Raw genomic sequence first — 23115 nt, 5'->3', positions numbered from 1 at the left:
ATGAATGAATTCAAACAAGTTTTTAATCAGTCGCAGCAATTTTTGATTTTGCAAGCGTATATTGACCAGCAGCTTTCGGAAGAAGAATTAATGAACTTTACTTTGTTGGAAACCGTTGATGAGGTGCCAGTGGTATTTTATGATGCAGGCATGTTGGTGATTCAGCCTAATTTAGATTTGAATCAGTTTCAGCATACATTCTTTTCGAAAGAAGCATTCAAGTTGCAACAAGAAAATAATCAACTAGTTGTGACTCTTTCAAATCAGAGATTGACGTTTCAATTTGCTGATTCATCAGAAGCGCAGCAAGTCGCAAGCGATCTGGCGTATTTGTATTCGACAGCCGAATAAGTCGAATAGTTGCCCTTAATAAAGCTCCGTAGTACAGTTGAAGAAGAACGAATTCAGATGAACTAGGAGGCTATTACGATGAAAAGTACGCAATTGGCAATGGAGATTTTGGATCGCGCACAGGAACGTTTTGAAGATACTTTTGAACAAATGACCACAGAAGAGGCTAACAAGATGCCGGCACCATTGATTAAATCAGTGACGTGGCTAATGTGGCATACTGCTCGCGAATTGGATCTGCAGATTTCAGCTTTAAATGGGACCGAGGCACTTTGGACAAGTGCTGGCTGGACAGAAAAATTTGCGTTGGACTTACCAGATGATACCGAAGATTATCGCCATTCGCCGGAAGAAGCGGCAAAAGTCGTAGTAACGGATCGGCAATTAGTTTTAGAGTATCTATCAGCTAGTATCGACTTCACGAAAAAATATTTAGAGCAGCTGGATGAGAGCAGTCTTACAGATGTGATCGATACCAATTGGACACCACCGGTTACTCGTCAAGCTCGAATCGTCTCAGCGATTGATGATGCTGCTATGCATTCTGGTCAAGCGGTTTACACGAGACGCTTAGTAATTGGAAAATAAAGTTAGTAAAAGCAAATCTTTCCTTTGAGAGATTTGCTTTTTTTTAAGCGTATTAATTTACTTTGATGCAATTTACGCTTATTATTAGAACGATCATTCTAAAAAAGAAGGTGTCTAATTGGCTCGAGTAAAAGAATTTGATGAAACAGAAGTGTTAACGAAAGCGATGCAATTATTTTGGCAGCAAGGGTACGAAAAAACCTCCATGCAAGAATTGGTGGATGTCATGGGGATTCACCGGCGAAGTATTTATGATACGTTTGGCGACAAGCACCAGCTGTTTTTAAAAAGTTTAGCCCTCTATGAACAAAACTTAGCAGAAAAAATCAATCAGCGAATTCCAGTTGAACTACCTACTGGCGAAAGAATCAGGCGGTTACTTGCGATAACTTTAGACCGAGAAGCCGATCAACCGGTGGGCTGTCTAGTAGTGAATACTGCGACGGAACTGGCATTGATCGATGATGAAGCTAAATTGCGAGTAGCGGCGATCTTTCACCGAAGCGAAAACTATTTGTTGACGGTCTTGACTCAAGGTCAGAAAAAAGGCGAAATAGCACAAGCGGCATCATTGGAAAGTTTAGCTCATTATTTCCATACGGTCTGGCTGGGGGTGCGGGTCGACGCAAAGATCAGCAGTGATCCCGCAGAAATATTTCAGACGATCGACCACGCGTTGCAAGTGTTGTCTTAGTTGAAAAAAATTTACTAAGACAATCTTTTTTATAAATAAATTAGAACGTTCATTCTAAAAAGGAGAAAACATAATGAAAGCTGTACAAATAAAAAAATATTCAAAAGAGCTTCAAACCGAAATCAATGAAATTCCAATCCCCACAATCACAGAAGAACAAGTCCTGATTAAGGTCAAAGTTGCGGCGGTTAATCCTTTGGAAATATTGAATATCACTGGTGCCGTAAAATTAATCCAAGATTACCCGATGCCTTTAACACTGGGAAATGAATTAACCGGCGTCATTGAAGCTGTCGGGGAAAAAGTGACGGCTTATCAAATCGGCGATGCGGTTTACACCCGCCTTCCGCTTGAACACATCGGGGCCTTCGTAGAATATGCGGCAGTTGACGCGGTGGCTCTCAGCCCATTACCAAAAAATTTGGACTTTTTAACCGGAGCTGCTGTGCCTTTGACTGGGCTAACAGCTTACCAAGCGCTGCACGAAGAACTGGAAGCGAAAGCTGGTCAAACACTGTTTATTCCTGGCGGTTCCGGCAGCTTTGGTCAAATGGCGATTCCTTTAGCAAAAGATTTAGGCTTAACAGTGATCGTTTCCGGCAGCCCTGAAGCAAAGGAACGAACATTGGCAGCTGGTGCAGATCGCTATTTAGATTATAAGACAGAAAATTATTGGGAGCTGATAGAGCCGGTTGATTTTGTGATTGATACCTTAGGAAAGGCAGAACTTGATAGAGAGCTTTCGATTATTAAGCCCGGCGGTCGACTGCTCAGTTTGATTGCAGGGCCCAATAAACGGTTTGCTATCACGAAAGGCATGCCAAAGCCGAAACAGTTTTTACTTGGTTTAGCTGGGAAAACATTAGACAAAAAGGCCAAAGAAAAAGGGGTTGAGTATCATTTTATTTTTGTCCGTTCTGACGGTGAGCAATTAAAAGAAATCAGTCGAATCATTGAAAAAAACCAGATCATTCCTGCCATCGATCCAAGAATTTTTCAGCTTGAAGATAGCAATGAAGCGATACAATATGTTGCCAAAGGCCACCCTCAAGGAAAAGTTTTATTGCGAGTGGATCTAAAAGAATAAAGGCTTAGCCAGACCAATCCCCAAAACGGTTGGTCTGGTTTCGTTCGTTATTTGGAAAGAAATTGAAAAGTCTTTTTATTTGTCAGAAAAAAAACAACGTGCTATCGTTTACCTGTAAGAGGGATGGTGCTCCCTCCTGACTGCTGAATTATTCAGCTGATGGCGCCTGTTATAAGTTCAATACTTTTAACACTTTGGCTGAAAAGCTCAAGGTGTATTTAGAAGTACTCAACTTGTAACAGGCTTTTTTGTATTTATATTTGAGGAGGAAATAGACATGACAGTAGTAATTGAAACAGTAAAAGCAAGAGAGATCTTTGATTCCCGTGGAAACCCTACAGTTGAAGCAGATGTGATTTTATCCGACGGCACATTAGGTCGCGCAGAGGTTCCAAGTGGTGCCTCAACAGGCGATCGTGAAGCCGTGGAATTACGAGATGGCGGCGATCGTTTAATGGGCAAAGGTGTTCGTAAAGCCGTTGAAAACGTCAATACTGAAATCAATGACGCATTAAAAGGTTTAGTACCTTTCGATCAAGCAAAAATCGATCAAGTTATGATTGACTTAGACGGTACACCAAACAAAGGTCGTCTTGGTGCCAATGCGATCCTAGGTGTTTCTATGGCCGTTGCTCGGGCTGCCGCACAAAGTCAAGGTGTGCCATTGTATCGTTATCTTGGCGGTGTCGATCTTGAATTGCCACAACCATTCTTCAACGTGATTAACGGCGGAGTTCATGCCGATTCAGGGATTGACGTACAAGAATTCTTAATTACACCAGTGAAGCGTGAAAGCTTCCGTGATGGTGTTGAAAAAATCGCCAACACTTACCACACGTTAAAAGGTGTGCTTGGCAAAGAAGGCTACGAAACAGCGGTTGGTGATGAAGGCGGCTTTGCGCCTAAATTAGCTAGCACCGAAGCAGCAATCGAAATGCTGTATCGTGCCATCAAAGAAGCCGGCTATGTACCTGGTGAAGAAATTGCCATCGCATTAGACCCAGCATCAAGTGAATTTTACAGCGATGAAACTAAGAAATATACTTTTGAAGGCAAAGAAATGTCTTCTGACGAAATGTTGACCTATTATCAAGAGCTAGTGAAAAAATACCCAGCAATCATCTCAATCGAAGATGGTTTCTCAGAACATGACTGGGACGGCTTCAAGAAAATGACGGAAACAATGGGTAAAGAAATTCAACTAGTCGGCGATGATATTTTCGTTACAAACCCAGCAATCTTCGCTGAAGGTATCGAGAAAAAAGTGGCCAACTCAATCTTGATCAAACTAAACCAAATCGGTACGGTTTCTGAATCGATCGAAACAATAAAAATGGCTCGTGCCAACGGTTATACAACCATGATTTCTCACCGTTCGGGTGAAACAGGCGATACATTCATCGCGGACTTCGCCGTAGCGATGAATGCCGGGCAAATCAAGACGGGTTCCATGGCCCGCAGCGAACGGGTTGAAAAATACAACCAATTCTTACGTATCGAAGAAGAACTAGCCGGTTATGCCAAACTAGCTCGCTTCCCCAAAGCATAATAAAAGATAGCAAGACCGAAACCCCCGATCATCAATAAGATGGTTGGGGGTTTTTGTGTTTGGAACTACGATTCTGTGGGTGCTCCTGTAATAATTTCATGATAAAAAAGCGACATGTTTTCGTTTCGAACTATCGATAAAATGAGAAATATATTTTAACTTGATGTTTTATAAATAAGTATGTTATCAGCGAAGGACATTAACTAAATTTTTCTATTGTGAACTTGCTGTAGAGTTGATACGCTTTTAGCAAAATAGAAAGAATTATTTTACTAGTTAGAAAATTTAGACGTTAATCCAGACACGCTTTGCACAAGTAAGTGGAAAAAATTCAACTTTTCTAATTGAAAGGGTTTTCTTATACTGAACGTGTAAATGATTGCGTTTGCAAAAGGAGAGGTGAAGATGAGGGAAATACAAATACTGGAAGCTTTAAAAGAGAAAGATTATTTAAAAGTCGATCAGTTAGCAAAAATCATCGGGGTTTCTTCTAGAACTATTCGTAATGATTTACGTGAGTTATCAGAAATTAAGCAAGGATTCGTGATCGATAAGTCACCTAGGCTAGGTTATCACTTAAATATCTCAGATGAAAAAAAGTTTTTGACGTATCTCGATCAATTTTCTAATACAACGATTGAGATGCAAAAAGACCGTGTAGAGTCTTTGCTAAGTTTGCTGTTAATCAATGAAGAATATCAGACAGTACAAGAACTAGGTGATGAGTTATTAGTCAGCAGCAGTCAAATAAAAAAAGACTTATCGAAGGTAGCATTGTATTTAAAAGGTAGCTCAATGGTACTAGAGCGCAAGGCTCATTATGGCATCAGAATCGTCAGTACGTTAAAAAATCGTCTCCTATTGTTGGTGGATTTGTATCAGCGAGGAAACAATAAGCTCTTGAAAAAAATAGAAGTAAGATTTGGTTCATCAACACAAAAGTTGCTAAAGGATAATCTTTATCAATTAATTAATCAAAAGAACTGGGAAATTGATTATGTGGAGTTTCGACGATTAGAAGAGGAGTTATTTCTATTATTGCTGATTAAAACAAACACTCCTAAAGAAATTATTTCAGACTCCCATTTAACAACGATTTTGCAAGGAACGTCAATAGTGTCACCGACAGATGAAGCGATTCATAAATATTTTGAGTCCAGCCTTTTAGCAAAGACTAAAAAATTAGAAATTTCAAGTAATAAACAGCTTTTAAAAGAAGAAATTACCGGCTTTTTTAAACAGATGGACGAAGAACAAAACACTTTTTTTTCAAGTGATCAAGAATTTCTAGATTTAGTTTATTTGCATGTTGCAGCGTTGATTGAGCGATCTCGTAAAGAAGTAAATTTTAAGAACCCTTATTTGGAACATATTAGCAAAGAATACCCGGTAATATTCAACTTTGCTGTACTGTTCGCCAAGTGGCTGGAAGAAGAATTCCAGTTAACGATCGCTTCAGATGAAATTGGATATTTAGCGACCCACATGACAGTGCCTTACCATAAATGGCAGCAAAGTCTGATTGAGAATATTTATCGGATTGCGGTTGTTTGTTCATCGGGTGGTGGAATGGCATATCTGGTGGAGATGAAATTACGACGAATTTTTCCAAGAGCGAAAATCCAGACTTTTTCAATGTTTGAAATAGAAAAAATTCAAGACTACTATCCTGATTTGATTTTTTCAATCATTGAATTAACGCTTGCCATTGATTGTCCAGTGATTTTAATGAGTGAAGTACAAAGTGAATTGGACTATTTAGAAGTTAGTGAAAATCTCAGCTTATTGAAAAGCGATGAAAATTTTTCGATTGAACGATCCTTTTTTGAATTATTTTCACAGTCGTTGTTCCAGATCGAAACACACCGAGCATATTCTGATATTTTAGTGGATCTGGCTGATCAAGTCGAAGAACAAGTTGCCTTTGCAGGATATAAAGATTCGTTGATGGAACGGGAAAATTACTTATCCACCATTTATCAAAATGGAATCGCCATTCCTCACCCGTTGATTATGTCAGGTAAAGAGAATCGACTCGCTGTGTGCTTATTGCCAGAAGGAACGAGCGGGACAGAGCGATCCCCTAAAATTATTTTTATGGTTTCGCTAAAAGCGGAACAATTAGATGTCCATCAAATCATTTCGAAAGAACTGAGTAAGCTGATGAATCATCCAGCAGCTATTAAAACACTAGTCGAGAGTAAAGATTATCATGAATTTTACTATACATTAAAACGAGTTTTAGGAAGAAGGAATTTAATTGAACATTGAATTTTTGAGGAATCTTTCCAATGCTGACGGAATTGCCAGTAATGAGAAAGAGGTCCGTCAAGCAATTTTAACGGAACTAGAGGAGTTACCCTATAAAAAAAGAACCGATGGGTTAGGTAGTTTGATCTTTACGAAACCCGGAAAGAGTCCCAAAAGTATTATGATCTGCGGACATATGGATGAAGTAGGTTTCATGGTACGAAGCATCAGTAGTTTAGGACTGATTCATTTAATGGTAGTGGGAGGCGTAAAACCGATTGCCCAACACTTGCAAAAAATCCGTATTACGACATTTGACGGTCGGAAAATCAGCGGTGTGGTTAATGGCGAATATCATGATGGTGTAACGAAGAATCTTTACTGTGATATTGGTGCTACAACAGCTGAAGAAATAGCAGAGTTAGGTATTGAAGTTGGAAACATGGCTTGTTACGCGACAGAGTTCGAAAAATTCGATACTAGAGATATATATGCTGGAAAAGCATTAGATGATCGGCTTGCTTGCTTTGTGATGGGAGAACTAATGAAAACGTTAGCCCAAGAAGAACTGCCATTAACGATTCACTTTGCGAATACAAGTAGTGAGGAGGTTGGGATTCGAGGAGCGAAGACAGCTGTTCAGTTGATAAATCCGGATATTGTTTTTGTTATCGATGTCGCGACGTTTAGTAGTGAATTTGTTCGTGATCATACCAATCAACGTCAAATTGGCAAAGGCCCCATCTTGACTCATTTTGATCGGACGTTAGCCCCCAATTTAGAAATGATTCACTATGTGAAAGAGACAGCGAAGCAACAAAATATTTCATTGCAGCTGGATATGTTTAATTCTGGTGGGACTGATGGTGGCGAGGCGCATAAAGTCAATGAAGGCAAGCCAACAGTAGTTACGATCCTACCTGTTCGATATGGTCATTGTGCGTACTCCATTGTGAATCAGCAAGACATTCAGCAGATGATTGAGTTGTTTTTAGGGTTAATAAAAAATTTTACGGAAGATACTTACCATCGCATGGTAGATTTTATTTAAAGGAGACGACACATAATGACAAAAGAAGAACAAGAAATCGTACAGCTTATCTCAATAGCAGGGGAAAGCAAAGCCAAAGCTTTTGAAGCGTTGAAGTGCGTAAAGACCAAAGATTTTGACTTGGCAAAAGGCTTGATTGCTGAATCACGCAACTTAGATCTAGAAGCCCATAATATTCAAACTGATTTGATCAGTCGCGAATTGAATGAAGATATTGAATCATCAAATGTTGGCTTATTGATGGTTCATGCGCAAGATCATTATATGACAAGTCAGCTAGCTCGTGATTTAATCGAAACATTAATTACCGTCTTACAATAAAAAAGATAGAGGAGAATGAGATATGAAAATTTTATTATGTTGTGCTGGAGGATTTTCTACGAATATGTTAATGCAAAATATGCGCAAGGTGGTTCAACAAAGCGCCAAATTAAAGGATGAGGATTTTGATTTCACTGCGATACCGGCAGATTCAATTGAAAGCCAAATTGATGGTTGGGATATTGTTTTAATTGGACCGCAAATCACTCATAAAATCGATTTTATTCAGTCAATCACTGAACCAAGAGACATTCCTTACGCGGTCATCGATAAAGATATTTATGGGCAAATGGATGGTGCGACAGTAATGAAGCTTGCTTTGGTTACCTATAAGAAACATCAGTTGGCGAAACAAGCAGTCTAATAAAACGAAAAGAAAGAGGAAATCTTATGTTTGCAAAATTTGAGGCTTTTATGAACCGATTCTTCGTCCCTCTAGCGCACAAAGTCGATAATCAACGACATTTAAGTGCGATCAAGGCTGGGATGGTTGCAATGACCCCTTTCACTATTTTAGGAAGTTTCTTTGCTATTTTGCCAGCTCTTCCCAATATGCTAGGTGAAACCAATAGCTTCAGTCAGTTTATACTTAGCAATGCGGAATTATTCAACCTGCCAGTAACATTGTCAACTGGATTAATCGGCCTATATGCCTGTGCAGCCATTTCCTATAATTTAGGAAATCATTACAAGTTGTATATTCCCGGTGCAGTAACGTTATCACTTTTTGGCTTTTTATTTATGACTGCTACTTTTGATAAAAATGGGATGTTAGATATCACTAATTTAGGGGCTAAAGGACTATTCACTTCGATGTTTGTAGCATTACTGACAGTGGAATTATATCATCTTTGTAAAAAACACAATCTGACAATTCGAATGCCTGAAGGAGTTCCGGATTTTGTTTCAAAATCATTTGAGCTTATTCCTGTAACATTAATTGTTGGTGGAACCTTTATAATCGGACGTTTTGCTTTGATGCAAACTTCTGGAGAATTACCTCCAACGATCTTAACGCGTTTCTTGGCACCACTCGTTGGTTCGATGGATAATCCATGGTCGGTATTGGCTTTGAATTTCTGCATTTGTTTGATTTTCTTTTTTGGAATTCATTCATCTGTTTTCAGTCCAATTACTCGTCCAATTATGGTTGCATTTATTGCAGAGAATATTTCAGCTTTTCAGGCTGGCCAACCAATTCCTCATTTCTATACGGCGGGAGCATCAAGTGCTTTCTTCGGATTTACTGGCTGTGGGATTTCAATCGGCTGTGTCGTTGCTTGTTTGATTTCAAAATCAAAACGTTATCGTCAAATCGGAAAAGTTTCACTTTTTCCAGCGTTGTTTGGAATCAATGAACCAATTTTGTTTGGTGCACCAATTATCTTGAATCCACTAATGTTTATCCCGCATGTTTTCGGCGGAGCGATTATCGGAACCTTACCAATGTTTTTCATGCACTGGGGGTTGATTAACAAACCAATTTTTGATCCACCATACGTAGGCGTTTTCTTGGAAGGCTTTTTAACGAATGGCGATTGGCGAACAATTCTAGTGAATGCTTTGCAATTAGTTCTTGCGGTGGCTATCTATGTACCTTTCTTCAAAATTATGGAACGCAATGAGTTGAAGGATGAAGCGAAGAAAAAAGAAAAGAAAAATATTTTTGACCCAGGTGAAACAGATATTTTGGATGGTTTGGATTTAGATTTCTAGAATTGAGGCTTAATAAATGAGAATTGAAAAGTTACAACAGCTTGTGGAAGAATCGAATAATGAAGCCGTTATCATTAAGAATAAGGAGAATAAAAAGTATTTTGGCTCCTTAGGTGGGAGTGGTATCTATCTAGTGGTCACTCCAACGACACAAATTCAATTTTTCGATGGACGTTACCGGCAAGAAATCAAAGACTTAACGAGTGGTTTTGAAAATAGCGAAGTTCCGCAAGGAAGTTATTTACCAAAAATTTTTGAATGGTTGAAAAAGCAAAAGATTACGAAAGTAGCCATTGAACCAAATGGTTTGTCGATACAAGAATATCAAGCATTTTCAGAAAATTTTGAAGTAACAATTTGGTCCAAACAGATTCAGCAATTGCGAGCAATCAAATCTAACAAAGAAATTCAATTGATTAAAAAGGCTTGTTCTATGACTGATGAAATCTTTGCAGAACTATTACCGAAAATTAAAATTGGAATGAAAGAGAACGAGCTGGGGGCATTGATCCATTACCTTTCCTTAAAAAAAGGGGCTTCAGCAATGGCTTTTGATCCGATTGTTGCCAGTGGTCCTCGTAGCGCATTGCCACATGGACGCCCGACTCAACGAGCTTTTCAGTCAGGTGATTTTATCACGATTGATTTTGGGATTGTTTTAGATGATTATCAATCAGATATGACGCGAACTGTTGCTTTAGGGGAACCAAATCAAGAATTGAGAGAAATCTATCAAGTCGTCAAGGAAGCGCAACAAGCGGCGGCTGATTTTGTTAAAATCGGTGTGACGGGTCAAGAAGTGGATGCTGTCGCACGAAAAGTGATCACAGAAGCAGGCTATGGTGAGTTTTTTAGTCATGGCTTGGGTCATGGTATCGGTATGGGCGGTGATGGACCAATCTTAAATCCTAAAAGCGAAACAATACTAAAGGAAAATATGGTGATGAGTGTCGAGCCGGGTATTTATTTACCCAGCGTCGGTGGTGTACGGATTGAAGATGACGTGATGATCGAAAATAAAATTGGGGTCCCTTTGAATCAAACGACGAAGGAATTACTAGTTGTAGGTGAATGTTATGTATAATTTGGACAAAGTCATTGATCGCAAGCAAGGAAATGCGCGTAAATGGAGTAATCAGGTTCTTAAAGAAAAATTTGGATTAAACGAGGACGCTATTCCGATGGACTTAGCTGATATCGACTTTGAAGTAGCACCGGCGATTCAAAAGGCTTTAATGAAAAGAGCCAGCATTGGGGATTATAGCTATTCTTATGTACCGGATGATTTTTATGAAGCAGTAATTGATTGGAATCAGCGTCGGTATGATACCTACATGGAAAAAGAATGGATCAAGCTGACTTTTGGGACAGTTTCAACGTTGCATTATGTTATACAAGCTTTTACAGCGATAGGCGAAGGTGTCTTAATTAATACACCAGCTTATGATCCATTTGCTGAAGCGGTAGAGAATAACGATCGAAAATTATTTTGTAGCTCATTGATTAATCGCGATAATCGCTATTATCTTGATTTTGAAGATATGGAGCAGCAGATGAGGGAGAATGATATTAAAGTCTTTATTTTCTGTAGTCCGCAAAATCCTTCCGGTCGAATTTGGACCAAAGAAGAGCTTTATCAACTATCTGAACTATGTATTCGCAACAATGTCTTGTTAGTCTGTGATGAAATCCATCGGGACATCGTTTATAAAGGACGGACTTTCACTTCAATTTGGAATGCGCATCCTGAGATTAAACAACATAGTGTTCTTTGTCTATCACCTAATAAAGGTTTCAATTTAGGTGGATTGAAGACTTCTTATGTCGTAGTTCCCAATCCTACGATCAGAGAAACACTGCTAGAACAATTGAAGCGAAATTCGATTACTTCGCCTCATGTCTTTGCGGTACCAGCGATTGTAGCTGCTTATAATGAGAGTGAAGCGTGGTTAGATGAGATGATCGATTACGTCGAAGCGAATATGCAGCTAATCTATGAGTTCTTCGCAGAGATTCCGGAAGCGAAAGTCATGCCCGCGGAGTCTTCATTCTTAGCTTGGATCAATGTACAAAATTGGTTTAAAGACGAAACTGAAATGACTGAATTTTTCCAACGGGCCAACCTAACAATGGTTGTTGGCAGCTATTTTGTACAAGATGGTGAAGGATTTGTACGGTTAAGCATTGGTATGCCGAGAGAATTATTACTAGAAGCATTAAGTCGAATTAAGCGAGCATATGTAAATAGTCTTGAGTATGCAAGCCATGTAATTAATTAGAAATATTTGAACAAAGCCAAAACACTTAAATAAAAGTGCTTTGGCTTTTTGATTAATTTTTGAGCTGCTTATTTTTAATCTCCTAAAAAAATTTCCGGACAAAAAATGACCATTTTTTGAAAAAAAAGAGAAATCTCTGGGATTTCATAGTCATAGACAGCCACTTCCGCTTATAATAGAATTAGCGAAAAAAGCGATTGATACCATGTTTCTCATGGATTGAAAAAAATACATAAGGACCAATACTCCAACTTGCTTGAAGTTTTGCCAAGATAGCTTAACAATGCCTTTAAAGCATGCAGACCCTATTTTTTTGCGAGTAAACCAAGTCGTTCATAAAGAGTAGGGAAAAATTTTCATTGATCCGAAAATACGACCAAAGAAAGAGGGATTCGCATGTGCGCACAAGAGAAAAAGAGTAGATGGTTTTCAAACCGAACCATCATGGATAAGATTAACGCAATTCCTGATGAAAAAATTACTAGAGAGTCTGAAGCGAAGATTGCTCAATTAGCGGATAAGATCGCTTCGAAGCAATTAGAGGAAATTACGGAATTAAAACAGATTCTGACTGAAAAAGAAGCAGCACTGCAGCAGTATCCGCAGGAGATGACGGTAAAAAGACAGCGGCTTGAAAATGAAAACGAAAATTATAAACAGGCGATCCAACGTTGGGAAGCGGAGAAAGCTAAAAACATTGAGAAGATGCACACGTTGGAAATGGAAATAAAACAAATTAAAGAAGACACGGAGACACTGCAAAAAAGAGAAGAGCTGGAGCAACTCAGATCAAAATTAGTACACGCTAGGGCAGAAACTAGAAAATTGCAACAGGCGAAACAACAGCTGCCAGCTCTGGAAAAAGAAATCCAAATGCTGCAGCAGAAATGCCAAGAAGCAATCGCACAGCAAAAGAACCGAGAGCTTTGGCGTTATAACAAAATTAATCAATTAGAAAAGCAAGTGGCTTCATTGATTGCTGATTTGGATAAAAAGGAAGAGCAGATCGAGCAGCAGGAACTGATTCTTTGGAAAAAAGAACAGCGAATCAGAGAATTGATGCATGAGCAAAGCAGCAGACAGGCGCTGGTAAAAGAAGCTGCGGTGACTGAGCTGCGTCAGCATGTGACAAGTGAAAAGAAAGAAAATGAACGCTTGAAGCAGGAGGCACTTCAGTCCCAAAAAGAAGTCGCCGACGTGTTGAGTTCCACCCGTAAACAGGCGGACCGCATGATCGGAAAAGCTCGCTATGATTCTCAGCGGATCAGGCAATCATCTGAAAAGGAGGCGCAACAGATTCATACTCGCGCACGAGAAATTTCAGTTGAAATCACGCAAACAAGAAAAGAAATCACGGGTGTCTATGATGATCTGCAAAGCCGGATCGACCAATTAAAGCAACTGAACAATGACTGACTAAAATAGTGAATCTTTTGGAGCTGGGACATTAATTTGTCTCAGCTCTTATTCACGTATAAACGGTGCGACAGAAGTAGCTTATTCGAAAAATAAGCGGAAATTTTTTGAAGCTGAACACTTCTGTCCCAACCGCTTTTTTTTGTGGGTTAAAATTAGTAATCCCAAATCTTCAAGCATAGCTTCATTTGCCACAAGCTGGGAGGAACAATGACTTTTTGTTTTCATCAGTAAAAGTGTTCGTTTTGTGTTAGACTACTGGAGAATAATCGAAAGTAAGAGGAGCCTTATTCATGCGAAATATAAAATTAACGATCGAATATGATGGGAAAAGATACCTTGGCTGGCAACGGCTAGGAGACTCAGATAAAACGATCCAAGGCAAAATTGAAAGTGTCATCAACCAGATGACCGGAGAAAAAATTGAAATCACCGGATCAGGCAGGACGGATGCGGGGACCCATGCTCGTGGACAAGTGGCAAATTTTAAAACCAACACGGAGCTATCTCGGCCTGAAATGCTGAGCTTTTTCAATCGTTATTTGCCAAGTGACATCGTGGTGAAAAAAGTCGAAGAAATGCCGGAGCGTTTCCATGCGCGCTACAATGTTAAAGGCAAACAGTACAGCTACTATGTCTGGAATGATCCCATTCCAACCGCCTTTGAACGCTACCACAGTTTTTATGTACCACAGGAATTAGATCTTGCGAAAATGCAGGAAGCCTGTGAAAAATTAATTGGGACTCACGATTTCCTAGGGTTTTCGGCTTTGAAAAAATCTAAAAAATCAACGACTCGGACGATTGATGAGATTGCGATTGAGCAAGAAGGCAGCATGCTGCATTTCACGTTTATTGCGGATGGTTTTTTGCATAAAATGGTGCGAATCTTGATGGGAACGATCTTAGCCATCGGTTCAGGTGATTTGGGGCTTGAGGTTATTGATGAAGTCTTGACGGAGAAAGTTAGAAAAGCAGCGGGAGAGACGGCCCCCGCACAAGGACTTTTTCTTGATGAAGTCTATTACTAAAAAGTGAATAATAAAAAAGCGGACCTTTAGCAGTTGCTAAGAGCCCGCTTTTATTAGCTTCGCAGTCCGCGGCCTTTTTGAATCAAGTACCAGCAGATGCTATAAAGCACGGCGATAAAGAGGATCAAAATTGTCATAGAAACGACGATTGACACGTCCATCACGCCGAGAAAGCCATAACGGAAACCAGAGATCATGTAGACGATCGGATTGATTTTTGAGACGGCTTGCCAAAAGGGTGGCAGCATAGAGATGGCATAAAAAACACCGCCAAGATAGGTTAAGGGCTGCAGGACAAAAGTCGGTACGATGGAAACATCGTCAAAAGATTGGGCGAAAATCCCGTTCAATAAGCCTGCTAGTGAAAATAAAATCGCCGTCATCAATAATGTCACAACCACGATGAACCAAGAATAAACATGGAGGGGCACAAAAAATAAAGAAATGATCGTAACCAGTGCGCCTACTAAAACACTGCGGCCTAAGCCACCAATCACAAAGCCCCAGATAATAATATGGGTCGGCACCGGAGCGACTAAGATCTCTTCAATGTTTTTTTGAAACTTCTGAGAGAAAAAAGAAGACGAGACATTGGAATACGAGCTGGTGATCGCCGACATCATGATCAAGCCGGGAACGATAAATTCCATATAAGAAAAGCCCGCCATATCCCCGATCCGACCACCAATTAAATTACCAAAAATGACAAAATATAATGACGTTGTAATGACTGGTGGGACTAAGGTTTGGACCCAGATTCGCATGTAACGATTGGTTTCTTTTGCCGCGAGGCTTTTTAACGCAGTGAAATATAAATTAAACATGATTTTCCTCCGTGATTTTTAGAAATAGCTCTTCTAAACGGTTTGATTTATTCCGCATCGACAAGACTTTGATTCCTTGCGCTGTCAGCTGGTCGAACAATTCATTGATCCCTTGATCTCGTTCGACTTCCACCGCTAATGTTTGCTCATCTTCGAAACTATAATTAAAACCATTGATTTCTGGTTGTTTATCATAGGGGGCCAAATCAAGAATAAAAGTTTCAAATTGTAATTTTGCCAGCAATGATTTCATACTGGTATTTTCAATCAATTCCCCTGATTGAATAATCCCGATATGACGGCACAACATTTCCGCTTCTTCAAGGTAATGGGTCGTTAAAATAATGGTCGTACCATTGGCATTCAGTTCTCGTAAAAACTCCCACATTTCACGCCGCAGCTCGATATCCACACCGGCGGTCGGTTCATCTAGAATCAATAAACGAGGTTCGTGCATCAAAGCCCGAGCAATCATCAGCCGCCGTTTCATTCCGCCTGAAAGCATTCGCGCCCGTACGTTGCGTTTTTCCCATAAATCAGATTGTTTCAAATATTTTTCACTGCGTTTCATGGCTTCTTTCCGTGGTACGCCATAGTAGCCCGCTTGGTTGACGACAATTTGTTGGACGGTCTCAAAGGGATTGAAGTTGAATTCCTGTGGGACTAACCCAATTTGTTGCTTGGCATTGACTAAATTAGTATCTAAGTCATAATCAAAAACCTTTACCTTACCGGAAGTTTTGTTAACAAGGGAAGTGATGATTCCGATCGTCGTTGATTTTCCTGCGCCATTCGGACCTAAGAGGGCATAAAAATCCCCTTCTTCTACTGCTAAGTCAATGCCTTTCAAGGCTTCGACACCCGTTTGGTAGACTTTAGTTAAATCTTTTATTTCAAGTGCATAAGTCATGTAAGTCTGTTCTCCTTATAGAGTTGATTCCTTATTCTATCATTCATTTTCGTGGGAACAAACCTGGAAAGCTTATAATAGTGAAGGGCTGTTTAATATAAAAAGAAACCGGCAACCCCTGCAAGACACATCAATAAGATTGGATTCAACTTGAACTTGCGCAAGATAAATAAGAACACAGAAAAAAGAATCACAGCGAGCCAATCAATATGAGCATTGAGTATACTTGATAATTCTGATGAACCAAAGAAGGTCAACAGTAAAATGGTAAAGCCAGCGGACATAATCAGACCAATCGAAGAGGCCTTTAAGCTTTTTAATACTTCTGAGACATAAAAGGATTCTTGATGTTTTTGGAAAAAGGAGTACAGTCCGATGGAAATGACACAGCCGCCTAAGATACAGCCGACGGTTGCGACGATTGCTCCGACAATCCCGTTTATTTGCATGCCGACAAAGGTGGAAGTATTTACTGCAATCGGTCCCGGTGTCATTTGAGAGATTGTAATGATATCCGTAAACACTTTATCTGTCAGCCAACCTTGTTGATTAACGACTTGTTCTTGGATCAAAGGAATGATCGCGTAACCGCCACCGACGCTAAACAACCCAATTTTTAGAAACGTCCAGAATAATTGCATTATTTAGCCTCCTTTGTTTGTTGATAGCGAACTTGAAGTAAACACATCACTGCTCCGAACACCAAAATAAAAATGACATTTACATTGAAGAAAACATTGGCAATAAAAGCGATTGGGACTAGTAGATTAAGCAGTTTAGATTTTTCTTTACGTAACAATTGATACATATCGATCACGACGTCGACGATCAATGCTGTGACGCAGGCTTGCATGCCTTTTAGAATCGCCATAATCATTTGATTCGCAGCGAAAGCTTCATACCAGCTAGAGATAAAGCCCAAAATAACCAACGGCGGCAAGATCGAGCAAATGACACTGAGAATGGCGCCAAGAGTGCCGCCAGCTTTTTTTCCGGCTAGGACACTGAGATTGATGGCGATTGCCCCAGGCGAGGATTGAGCAACTGCCGCCATTTCCATTAATTCTTCGTTGGAGAAGACGTGCTTCTGCTCAACGTAATATTTACGCACCATCGGAACGACAACATAGCCGCCACCAAAAGTAAATGCGCTGATAAACAAATTGACTGAACAAAGCCATAAATAGAATTTAAGTGATTTCATGAGTTGATCCTTTCCAAACAGACTAGTTCTAGTGTAAGGCTTTATTTGTCATGTGTGAAATGATATTATGATCTTGTTAGTATGAATTCAATTCATGGGAGTGAAGGCAATGAACTTTAAGCAGTGTTTGATTTTTCGTGAAATCGCTCGGACCAAAAATTTTACGAAAGCGGCACATAATTTATACATGACACAGTCGGCTGTCTCACATGCTATCAAGGATTTAGAAAACGAAGCGGAGACTCAACTGTTTGAACGGCTTCATCGCAGCGTCAAGCTGACACCAGCCGGAGAATTATTTTTAAAAGAAATCCAGCCGATGATCGAAGAATTTGAAACGGTGGAGGCTCGGTTGCCGCATTTAGAAAAGCAATCGCCCTTAAAGATCGCTTCTTGCATTACCTTTGCCCAAACCCAACTGCCCCAGCTTTTACAAAGGTTCCGAACACTTCAGCCAGCGGCAAGCTTTGAGGTTCAAGTTTTTCCGGCGGCGGAATCAATTGCACGGCTAGAAGAAGGAAAAGTCGATTTAGCGTTTATTGAAGGTCAAATTGTTCAACAATCGGTTGAAGCCAAAAAAATCGCTGAATACCCTCTGTGTGTTGTGGCAGAAGCGGCACACCTGGCGGCTGAGTTGTCCTTTCACGAATTACTAGAGCAGCCTTTATTATTGCGCGAGCGGGGCAGTGCGGTACGGGAAACTTTTGAATCATCAGCGGTCTTGCAAGGAGAAAAAGTATTTCCAATTTGGGAAAGCGTGGATTCTCAAGCGTTAATCGCGGCGGTGAAGTCGGGACTAGGGATCTCGGTGCTTCCAAAGATTTTAGTGGAAGAAGAATTGGTAAGCGGCCGTTTGAAGGAAATAAAAATCAAAGAATGGTCGTTAACTAATGATATTACTGCTTTACTGCGAAAAAGCCGCTATCAGTCAAATTTGTTAGCCACCTTTTGGCAACTGCTAGATGAAATATAATGAGCAAGCGACATTCAATCGAAATAAGCATTGATTTATAAGACATTTATAATCAATTCCTATATAATTAGAAAACAAAAGGGGGTATTAATTATGAAAACGACTGCTGAATTAAAAGCAGAAGCGAAGGAAGCATTAAAAGGAAGATGGGGGCAGGCTGTGCTGTTAAACTTAATTCCTACATTATTAGGTATTGCCGTGCTATTCTTTGTTTTCTTATCGGGAATGATTGGCTATTTACTTCATGGATCTGGTGATGGGATGATTTCATCTGTTTCAGACTATCAGCAAAATTACAGTAACGGAGCGGGAGCAAATCTTGTTTCCTCGATTGTCAGCGCCTTATTTATGAGTGGGATTTCTTGGACTTATTTAGATTTATTACGAGGTGAAAAGACTGAGATTGAACCATTCAAGGATGCTTTTCGCGGCTTCCAAGGGGTATTCATCGTAGGCGTCATTTTACTTGCACTATTGACGAATATCTTTTCTACCTTGTGGGCCTTGTTACTGATTATTCCTGGAATAGTCAAAACTTATTCTTATTCACAAAGCTATTTTCTTTATTACGATCAAATCAAGCAAACGGGCGAGAAGCCAAAAGTGTTGGAAACAATCACGGCCAGCCGTCGTTTGATGAGTGGACATAAAGGTCGCTTGTTCTGGTTGGATATCACTTTCATTGGTTGGCATATTCTGGCACTCATTACATTAGGGATTGGCTATTTATGGCTAACGCCTTACATCACAGCGACTAAAGCAGCTTTTTATAAAGAGCTGTCACAAGCTTAAACAAAAAACGTTGGAACCCATCGAGGCTTCCAACGTTTTTTCGTTAGTAAAGAGGTTCCAGAACGCCTTAACCAGAAAACTTTTTATTGTTTTGAATACTCAGTAAGAGTGGTAAAAGTCTGGTTTCATAATTGGCGTTTAAAAGATTGATTAAATAATAAGAGCTCTCTTGATCTGGCAGCAGCTCTTTAAAGGAAGTAATGAATAAATCGATCCGATCCTCTGGAGTAGGCTGGTAAACAATTTCGATAAAGCTGAGATTGTTTAAAAATTTTACTACATGCTGCAAGTAGAGATAATTTGGAATGGCGACTAAGCCGACCCGGACCTTTTCATCATTAACGATAAAGAGCGGCAGCAAGTTCAAACACAAAGTCTTTGAAATCGAATCGCAAATCGTCGCTAACCAATTTAATTGTTTTCGGCGGCTAAGCTTTTTAATGGCTGTTTTTACGGCTGGATATAGCTCGTGATACAATTCTGTTTGTAAAAATTGTTCCTTATCACCAGTTTCAAAAAGTAATGGGATTTCTGTTTTTTGAATCGAGTAATTGAGAAAGGTACGGGCAATATTAGTCAGTAAGATTTTTTCTTCCGGTTCATTAAGTGTTTGCCGCAGTAATTCCTTCGAGCAAAACCGATGGAATGTGTCGATGGCTAAACATAGCGGGTCTCGTTCTTCGACATTTTTGGCATAATAGAGCATCATGGGGTTCATCGTTTGCGGATCTCTTTTCACGCAATAAGGATAGTAGTAAAATAAATAATTTAAAAATTCAATATTACGAGTGATCTGTGTCGGAGAATCTAAAGTGGTCGAAAGATAAGTATCTAGGTGGCGCTCTGTTTGAGAAAAAAGGATATCTTCAAACGGTGCCTCGTCTAAATATTTTTTTTGATCGTTACGCAAGCGGCAGACGCATAGCATTAAACGTACTAACTTGGGATGAAGTTGGAGTGGCAGCAAGGGTATCAGCGATTCAAGCAGTAGTTCCTCGTCATTAAAGCAGTGCTTGCAGTCGATTAGATCGTCGCCTAATGAAGCGGCCCATAACGCTTTGATATAAGCGATACGTAGGACGGCTTCACGCCCATTCAATTCCATTTTAGAAAAGTTGACATGGATATTGCATTTTTCTAAATAGTCGATGAGAGGATGCATTCGGCGTAGAATGGTCGATTCACTAACAAAGGTTTCTTTACTGAATTCTTTTAAGGTTTTTGCTGGATGCAGTAGTGAAGTAATTAAAAAGCGATAAGGAATGGATCGCTTGACTTGTGACATTAAAAAGTTATTTGAGCGGCTCGGATCAACTTTCCAATAAATTTTTGATGGTCCAATAAATAAAGGAGTCTCCTTCAATTCGAACAAGACTTCATCAAGCTCTTGCAGCATCTGCAAAAAAGGTAGATAGCTGCTTCCAAAATTTTGGCTAAGGGTGTGAACGGAATATTCGCCCTCCGGGTATTCTTCCATTTGTTTGAAAAATTGGATTTTCTTGAGTTGCTGACTCGTCAAAAAACGCTCTCTAAACATCAGGTTCCACCTTCCTAAATTTATTCTTTTATTCTATAGTTCGATCCGATTCAGAAGATAAAGAAGGACAATTGCGTCAGGGGCAGACTAAAAATTAATTTATAATTTATTCTAGCATAATGTTACTTTTGATTTTATCGAGGATTAATCAGTGGTATCGCGATAATTCGTCATTTATTTAAAAATTTTATGATATTTTTGAATGGAATGTCAGAAAAAAAGCAGGTATACGATTAAAATTTTGTTTTATTTGTTATTTCATACGTATTGTTAAAAAATCTGATAGTTGGTAAAAAACTTGGGTTTAATCTGCATCTCAATAGTGATCGAGCTGTGGTGGGAGCAGTTGGCTACACACTAGGAAATAGCAACAAAAGAAAAGAGCATGATACAATAAAATTCTGACAGGAGGCGACAAAAGATGAAAAGCTATCAGTGGTACAGTGACCAATGGGGAAAACCAACGAAAGATGATCGGTTATTATTTTTACTGCTGACGGTCGGTGTTTTTCAAGCAGGCTTAAGCTGGCAAGCTGCTGCTAGTAAACGTGAAACTTTCATGCGCCATTTCAGTGAAATGGATTTTCGCAAGGTCGCCGCTTTTTTTCCTGAAGATGTCGAAAAAATCATGAATGATCCCGAGATGATCCGTAATCCTCGGAAGATTAAGGCGGTCATTCAAAATGCCCGGGCGATCGTGAACTTGCTGGAGGATTACGATAGTTTTGCGGACTATCTATGGGATTTCTTCGGTGGCGTACCCGTGTTGCACCAGTATGAAACTAGGGATGAAGTGCCGAATCAATTACCGGAAGCCACGGTGATCGCTAAGGATATGAAGAAACGCGGCTTTACCTTTGTCGGTCCGGTAGTGACTTGTATGTTTTTGAAGGCCGCGGGGATTATTCAAGATCAGGTGATGGAATAAGGAACTGTTAAGGAGATAGAAATGGTCACAAATATCGAAGAATTATATGAAGCCTTTAGTCAGGTCATGGAACACCGTCGCTGGTGGGATACTGATAATAAATGGGAGATTTTACTTGGTGCGGTGCTCGTTCAAAATACCAACTGGCGCAATGTTGATTACGCGCTGACAAATCTAGCGGATGCGACCCAGTTTTCACCAGAAAAAATACTGGCGTTAGAAAAAACAGAATTACAAGACTTGATTCGGCCTAGTGGCTTTTATAAAGGCAAATCTGAAACGATCCAGCGATTATTTGCGTGGCTGGCTAAAGCGCAATTTGATTTGGGATTAATTGCGCAACAAGATTTTTCAAAACTGCGGAAAGAATTGCTGACGATTAAAGGAATTGGTGAAGAAACGGCGGATGTTTTGTTAGTCTACGTTTTTGACCATTCGACGTTTATCGCAGACAAGTATGCGCAACGAATTTTTGAAAACCTTGGTTTTTTATCCTCGGGTTATAAGGATTTGAAGCAGCATATCTTTTGGCCTGAGACGTTAGATACCATCAAAGCCCAGAATCTTCACGGCTGGATCATTGAGTATGGACAGATTTATCTAAAAAATAAAGATCTTTGGCAAAGTGGTCCATTGAATCAATTTAAGCTGAAATTAAGCTCTTGACGGTTTTTAATCGTTGGCCTTTTCTTTGAAAGCGATTCGTGTTATAACGTTCAAGTATCAATGAAGGAGCAAATAAATGATCACTTTAAAATCAACAAGAGAAATTGAACAGATGAAAGAATCTGGTGCTATTTTAGCGGGTATCCACAAACAATTACGGGAAATTATTGTTCCCGGCATTACCACCAAAGAAATCAATCGCTTCGTGCAGGAAAAAATTGAAGCGGCTGGAGCGACAGCGGCTCAGATTGGTTTCGAAGGTTATGAATTTGCGACGTGTACGAGCGTAAATGATGAAATTTGTCACGGCTTTCCGTCAAATTATCGGTTGAAAACGGGCGATGTTCTGAAGGTCGATTTTTGTGTCGATTATCATGGCGCAATCTCGGATAGCTGCTGGACATATGCGGTTGGCGCAATCACGCCGGAGCATCAAACGCTGATGGATGTAACCAAAGAAGCGTTGATGTTAGGAATCGAACAAGCCCAAGTCGGCAATCGTGTTGGGGATATTGGTCACGCCATCCAAACGTATGCAGAAGGCAAAGGCTACGGCGTCGTTCAAGATTTCCTAGCTCATGGAATTGGTCCGACGATTCATGAAGAACCATTCTTTCCACACTTTGGTGTTGCCGGTAAAGGAACCCGGCTTAAGGAAGGCATGACGATTACGATCGAGCCAATGATCACTACGGGAACTTGGGAAGCGGGAGTCGATGGCAATGGCTGGACTGCTCGGACCTTGGACGGCAGTTTTTGTGCCCAATATGAGCATTCCATCGTGATAACCAAAGACGGTCCAGTAATTATGACCGAACAAGAGGGATAAATGTATCAGCAAGCAATCGTTTTTTGATTGCTTGCTCTTTTTTTTAGACAAATACTTCAATTAGTCTAGTTTTCCAGATTGTTCAACGCGTCTTATTTCTATTATTATTTTCTGACTGG

24 protein-coding genes and 1 riboswitch are annotated in these 23115 nt (G+C 39.9%); of the genes, 19 read left to right on the top strand and 5 right to left on the bottom strand.

Features of this window, described 5'->3' with window-relative positions; all coding sequences use genetic code 11:
• The 14 genes from RV00_RS05315 to truA all read left to right on the top strand — a co-directional run bounded on the left by RV00_RS05315 (position 1) and on the right by truA (position 14333).
• A complete protein-coding gene (locus RV00_RS05315; RefSeq protein ID WP_071861581.1) occupies positions 1 to 351 on the top strand; it encodes a hypothetical protein in 351 nt (116 codons plus the stop codon).
• 78 nt (positions 352 to 429) lie between these two features.
• A complete protein-coding gene (locus RV00_RS05310; protein ID WP_071861580.1) occupies positions 430 to 939 on the top strand; it encodes a DinB family protein in 510 nt (169 codons plus the stop codon).
• A 118-nt stretch (positions 940 to 1057) separates the two neighbouring features.
• Positions 1058 to 1633 carry a TetR/AcrR family transcriptional regulator gene (locus RV00_RS05305; protein ID WP_071861579.1) on the top strand — a complete coding sequence of 192 codons (576 nt, stop codon included), beginning with the start codon at positions 1058 to 1060 and terminating at the stop codon, positions 1631 to 1633.
• A 73-nt stretch (positions 1634 to 1706) separates the two neighbouring features.
• A complete protein-coding gene (locus tag RV00_RS05300; protein WP_071861578.1) occupies positions 1707 to 2720 on the top strand; it encodes an NADP-dependent oxidoreductase in 1014 nt (337 codons plus the stop codon).
• A gap of 110 nt (positions 2721 to 2830) precedes the next feature.
• Positions 2831 to 2896: riboswitch (Fluoride riboswitch) on the top strand.
• Positions 2897 to 2997: 101 nt separating this feature from the next.
• Complete coding sequence (gene eno, locus RV00_RS05295) at positions 2998 to 4269, top strand: phosphopyruvate hydratase (protein ID WP_071861577.1); 1272 nt, start codon at positions 2998 to 3000, stop codon at positions 4267 to 4269.
• 405 nt (positions 4270 to 4674) lie between these two features.
• A complete protein-coding gene (locus RV00_RS05290) occupies positions 4675 to 6540 on the top strand; it encodes a BglG family transcription antiterminator (protein WP_071861576.1) in 1866 nt (621 codons plus the stop codon).
• Positions 6530 to 7570: an aminopeptidase gene (ypdE, locus tag RV00_RS05285; RefSeq protein ID WP_071861575.1), complete on the top strand. Its 1041-nt coding sequence runs from the start codon at positions 6530 to 6532 to the stop codon at positions 7568 to 7570. The genes RV00_RS05290 and ypdE overlap by 11 nt, the downstream gene beginning before the upstream one ends.
• A gap of 12 nt (positions 7571 to 7582) precedes the next feature.
• Positions 7583 to 7891 carry a PTS sugar transporter subunit IIA gene (locus tag RV00_RS05280; RefSeq protein ID WP_211272374.1) on the top strand — a complete coding sequence of 103 codons (309 nt, stop codon included), beginning with the start codon at positions 7583 to 7585 and terminating at the stop codon, positions 7889 to 7891.
• Positions 7892 to 7913: 22 nt separating this feature from the next.
• Complete coding sequence (locus tag RV00_RS05275; protein WP_071861573.1) at positions 7914 to 8255, top strand: PTS sugar transporter subunit IIB; 342 nt, start codon at positions 7914 to 7916, stop codon at positions 8253 to 8255.
• A gap of 26 nt (positions 8256 to 8281) precedes the next feature.
• Positions 8282 to 9607, top strand: a complete 1326-nt coding sequence (locus RV00_RS05270; RefSeq protein ID WP_071861572.1) for a PTS sugar transporter subunit IIC — start codon at positions 8282 to 8284, stop codon at positions 9605 to 9607.
• Positions 9608 to 9623: 16 nt separating this feature from the next.
• Positions 9624 to 10691, top strand: coding sequence for an aminopeptidase P family protein (locus RV00_RS05265; protein ID WP_071861571.1), 1068 nt, complete (start codon positions 9624 to 9626; stop codon positions 10689 to 10691).
• Positions 10684 to 11886, top strand: coding sequence for a MalY/PatB family protein (locus RV00_RS05260; RefSeq protein WP_071861570.1), 1203 nt, complete (start codon positions 10684 to 10686; stop codon positions 11884 to 11886). Before RV00_RS05265 ends, RV00_RS05260 begins: the two co-directional genes overlap by 8 nt.
• Positions 11887 to 12282: 396 nt before the next feature.
• A complete protein-coding gene (locus tag RV00_RS05255; protein WP_071861569.1) occupies positions 12283 to 13302 on the top strand; it encodes a coiled-coil domain-containing protein in 1020 nt (339 codons plus the stop codon).
• 293 nt (positions 13303 to 13595) lie between these two features.
• Positions 13596 to 14333, top strand: a complete 738-nt coding sequence (gene truA / locus RV00_RS05250) for a tRNA pseudouridine(38-40) synthase TruA (RefSeq protein WP_071861568.1) — start codon at positions 13596 to 13598, stop codon at positions 14331 to 14333.
• 53 nt (positions 14334 to 14386) lie between these two features.
• Here the strand turns inward: truA and RV00_RS05245 are convergent, their stop codons facing one another.
• From RV00_RS05245 to RV00_RS05230, 4 genes are all read right to left on the bottom strand, one after another.
• A complete protein-coding gene (locus RV00_RS05245) occupies positions 14387 to 15157 on the bottom strand; it encodes an ABC transporter permease (protein ID WP_071861567.1) in 771 nt (256 codons plus the stop codon).
• A complete protein-coding gene (locus RV00_RS05240; protein ID WP_071861566.1) occupies positions 15150 to 16067 on the bottom strand; it encodes an ABC transporter ATP-binding protein in 918 nt (305 codons plus the stop codon). Before RV00_RS05240 ends, RV00_RS05245 begins: the two co-directional genes overlap by 8 nt.
• 92 nt (positions 16068 to 16159) lie before the next feature.
• Positions 16160 to 16708: a chromate transporter gene (locus RV00_RS05235; RefSeq protein ID WP_071861565.1), complete on the bottom strand. Its 549-nt coding sequence runs from the start codon at positions 16706 to 16708 to the stop codon at positions 16160 to 16162.
• On the bottom strand, positions 16708 to 17271 hold the full coding sequence (locus RV00_RS05230) for a chromate transporter (protein ID WP_071861564.1): 564 nt from the start codon (positions 17269 to 17271) through the stop codon (positions 16708 to 16710). Before RV00_RS05230 ends, RV00_RS05235 begins: the two co-directional genes overlap by 1 nt.
• A gap of 109 nt (positions 17272 to 17380) precedes the next feature.
• Between RV00_RS05230 and RV00_RS05225 the strand changes: the two genes are divergently transcribed.
• On the top strand, positions 17381 to 18244 hold the full coding sequence (locus RV00_RS05225; protein ID WP_071861563.1) for a LysR family transcriptional regulator: 864 nt from the start codon (positions 17381 to 17383) through the stop codon (positions 18242 to 18244).
• A gap of 93 nt (positions 18245 to 18337) precedes the next feature.
• On the top strand, positions 18338 to 19036 hold the full coding sequence (locus RV00_RS05220) for a DUF975 family protein (RefSeq protein ID WP_071861562.1): 699 nt from the start codon (positions 18338 to 18340) through the stop codon (positions 19034 to 19036).
• Positions 19037 to 19103: 67 nt separating this feature from the next.
• Here RV00_RS05220 and RV00_RS05215 read toward each other — a convergent pair whose 3' ends face one another.
• Positions 19104 to 20573, bottom strand: coding sequence for a helix-turn-helix domain-containing protein (locus RV00_RS05215; protein WP_071861561.1), 1470 nt, complete (start codon positions 20571 to 20573; stop codon positions 19104 to 19106).
• A gap of 421 nt (positions 20574 to 20994) precedes the next feature.
• Here RV00_RS05215 and RV00_RS05210 point away from each other — a divergent pair, with 421 nt between their 5' ends.
• The 3 genes from RV00_RS05210 (at position 20995) to map (ending at position 22996) form a co-directional block, all read left to right on the top strand.
• Positions 20995 to 21501, top strand: a complete 507-nt coding sequence (locus tag RV00_RS05210; RefSeq protein WP_071861560.1) for a DNA-3-methyladenine glycosylase I — start codon at positions 20995 to 20997, stop codon at positions 21499 to 21501.
• Positions 21502 to 21522: 21 nt separating this feature from the next.
• A complete protein-coding gene (locus RV00_RS05205) occupies positions 21523 to 22167 on the top strand; it encodes an endonuclease III domain-containing protein (protein ID WP_071861559.1) in 645 nt (214 codons plus the stop codon).
• 76 nt (positions 22168 to 22243) lie between these two features.
• Positions 22244 to 22996: a type I methionyl aminopeptidase gene (gene map / locus RV00_RS05200; protein ID WP_071861558.1), complete on the top strand. Its 753-nt coding sequence runs from the start codon at positions 22244 to 22246 to the stop codon at positions 22994 to 22996.
• Positions 22997 to 23115 lie beyond the last annotated feature (119 nt).

The organism is Enterococcus devriesei (assembly GCF_001885905.1).
Lineage (GTDB): Bacteria > Bacillota > Bacilli > Lactobacillales > Enterococcaceae > Enterococcus_A > Enterococcus_A devriesei.
The sequence above is the reverse complement of the archived record's forward strand: the minus strand, read 5'-3'. Positions and strand labels throughout refer to the sequence as shown.

What these genes read in the sequence shown, in the direction of transcription:
- RV00_RS05270 (WP_071861572.1), top strand. Translation starts at nt 8,282, where the DNA reads ATGTTTGCAAAATTTGAGGCTTTTATGAACCGATTCTTCGTCCCTCTA.
- RV00_RS05315 (WP_071861581.1), top strand. Translation starts at nt 1, where the DNA reads ATGAATGAATTCAAACAAGTTTTTAATCAGTCGCAGCAATTTTTGATT.
- RV00_RS05255 (WP_071861569.1), top strand. Translation starts at nt 12,283, where the DNA reads ATGTGCGCACAAGAGAAAAAGAGTAGATGGTTTTCAAACCGAACCATC.
- truA (WP_071861568.1), top strand. Translation starts at nt 13,596, where the DNA reads ATGCGAAATATAAAATTAACGATCGAATATGATGGGAAAAGATACCTT.
- RV00_RS05290 (WP_071861576.1), top strand. Translation starts at nt 4,675, where the DNA reads ATGAGGGAAATACAAATACTGGAAGCTTTAAAAGAGAAAGATTATTTA.
- RV00_RS05215 (WP_071861561.1), bottom strand. Translation starts at nt 20,573, where the DNA reads ATGTTTAGAGAGCGTTTTTTGACGAGTCAGCAACTCAAGAAAATCCAA.
- RV00_RS05300 (WP_071861578.1), top strand. Translation starts at nt 1,707, where the DNA reads ATGAAAGCTGTACAAATAAAAAAATATTCAAAAGAGCTTCAAACCGAA.
- RV00_RS05235 (WP_071861565.1), bottom strand. Translation starts at nt 16,708, where the DNA reads ATGCAATTATTCTGGACGTTTCTAAAAATTGGGTTGTTTAGCGTCGGT.
- RV00_RS05220 (WP_071861562.1), top strand. Translation starts at nt 18,338, where the DNA reads ATGAAAACGACTGCTGAATTAAAAGCAGAAGCGAAGGAAGCATTAAAA.
- map (WP_071861558.1), top strand. Translation starts at nt 22,244, where the DNA reads ATGATCACTTTAAAATCAACAAGAGAAATTGAACAGATGAAAGAATCT.
- RV00_RS05225 (WP_071861563.1), top strand. Translation starts at nt 17,381, where the DNA reads ATGAACTTTAAGCAGTGTTTGATTTTTCGTGAAATCGCTCGGACCAAA.
- RV00_RS05310 (WP_071861580.1), top strand. Translation starts at nt 430, where the DNA reads ATGAAAAGTACGCAATTGGCAATGGAGATTTTGGATCGCGCACAGGAA.
- RV00_RS05210 (WP_071861560.1), top strand. Translation starts at nt 20,995, where the DNA reads ATGAAAAGCTATCAGTGGTACAGTGACCAATGGGGAAAACCAACGAAA.
- RV00_RS05260 (WP_071861570.1), top strand. Translation starts at nt 10,684, where the DNA reads ATGTATAATTTGGACAAAGTCATTGATCGCAAGCAAGGAAATGCGCGT.
- RV00_RS05245 (WP_071861567.1), bottom strand. Translation starts at nt 15,157, where the DNA reads ATGTTTAATTTATATTTCACTGCGTTAAAAAGCCTCGCGGCAAAAGAA.
- RV00_RS05230 (WP_071861564.1), bottom strand. Translation starts at nt 17,271, where the DNA reads ATGAAATCACTTAAATTCTATTTATGGCTTTGTTCAGTCAATTTGTTT.
- RV00_RS05265 (WP_071861571.1), top strand. Translation starts at nt 9,624, where the DNA reads ATGAGAATTGAAAAGTTACAACAGCTTGTGGAAGAATCGAATAATGAA.
- RV00_RS05275 (WP_071861573.1), top strand. Translation starts at nt 7,914, where the DNA reads ATGAAAATTTTATTATGTTGTGCTGGAGGATTTTCTACGAATATGTTA.
- RV00_RS05205 (WP_071861559.1), top strand. Translation starts at nt 21,523, where the DNA reads ATGGTCACAAATATCGAAGAATTATATGAAGCCTTTAGTCAGGTCATG.
- eno (WP_071861577.1), top strand. Translation starts at nt 2,998, where the DNA reads ATGACAGTAGTAATTGAAACAGTAAAAGCAAGAGAGATCTTTGATTCC.
- RV00_RS05240 (WP_071861566.1), bottom strand. Translation starts at nt 16,067, where the DNA reads ATGACTTATGCACTTGAAATAAAAGATTTAACTAAAGTCTACCAAACG.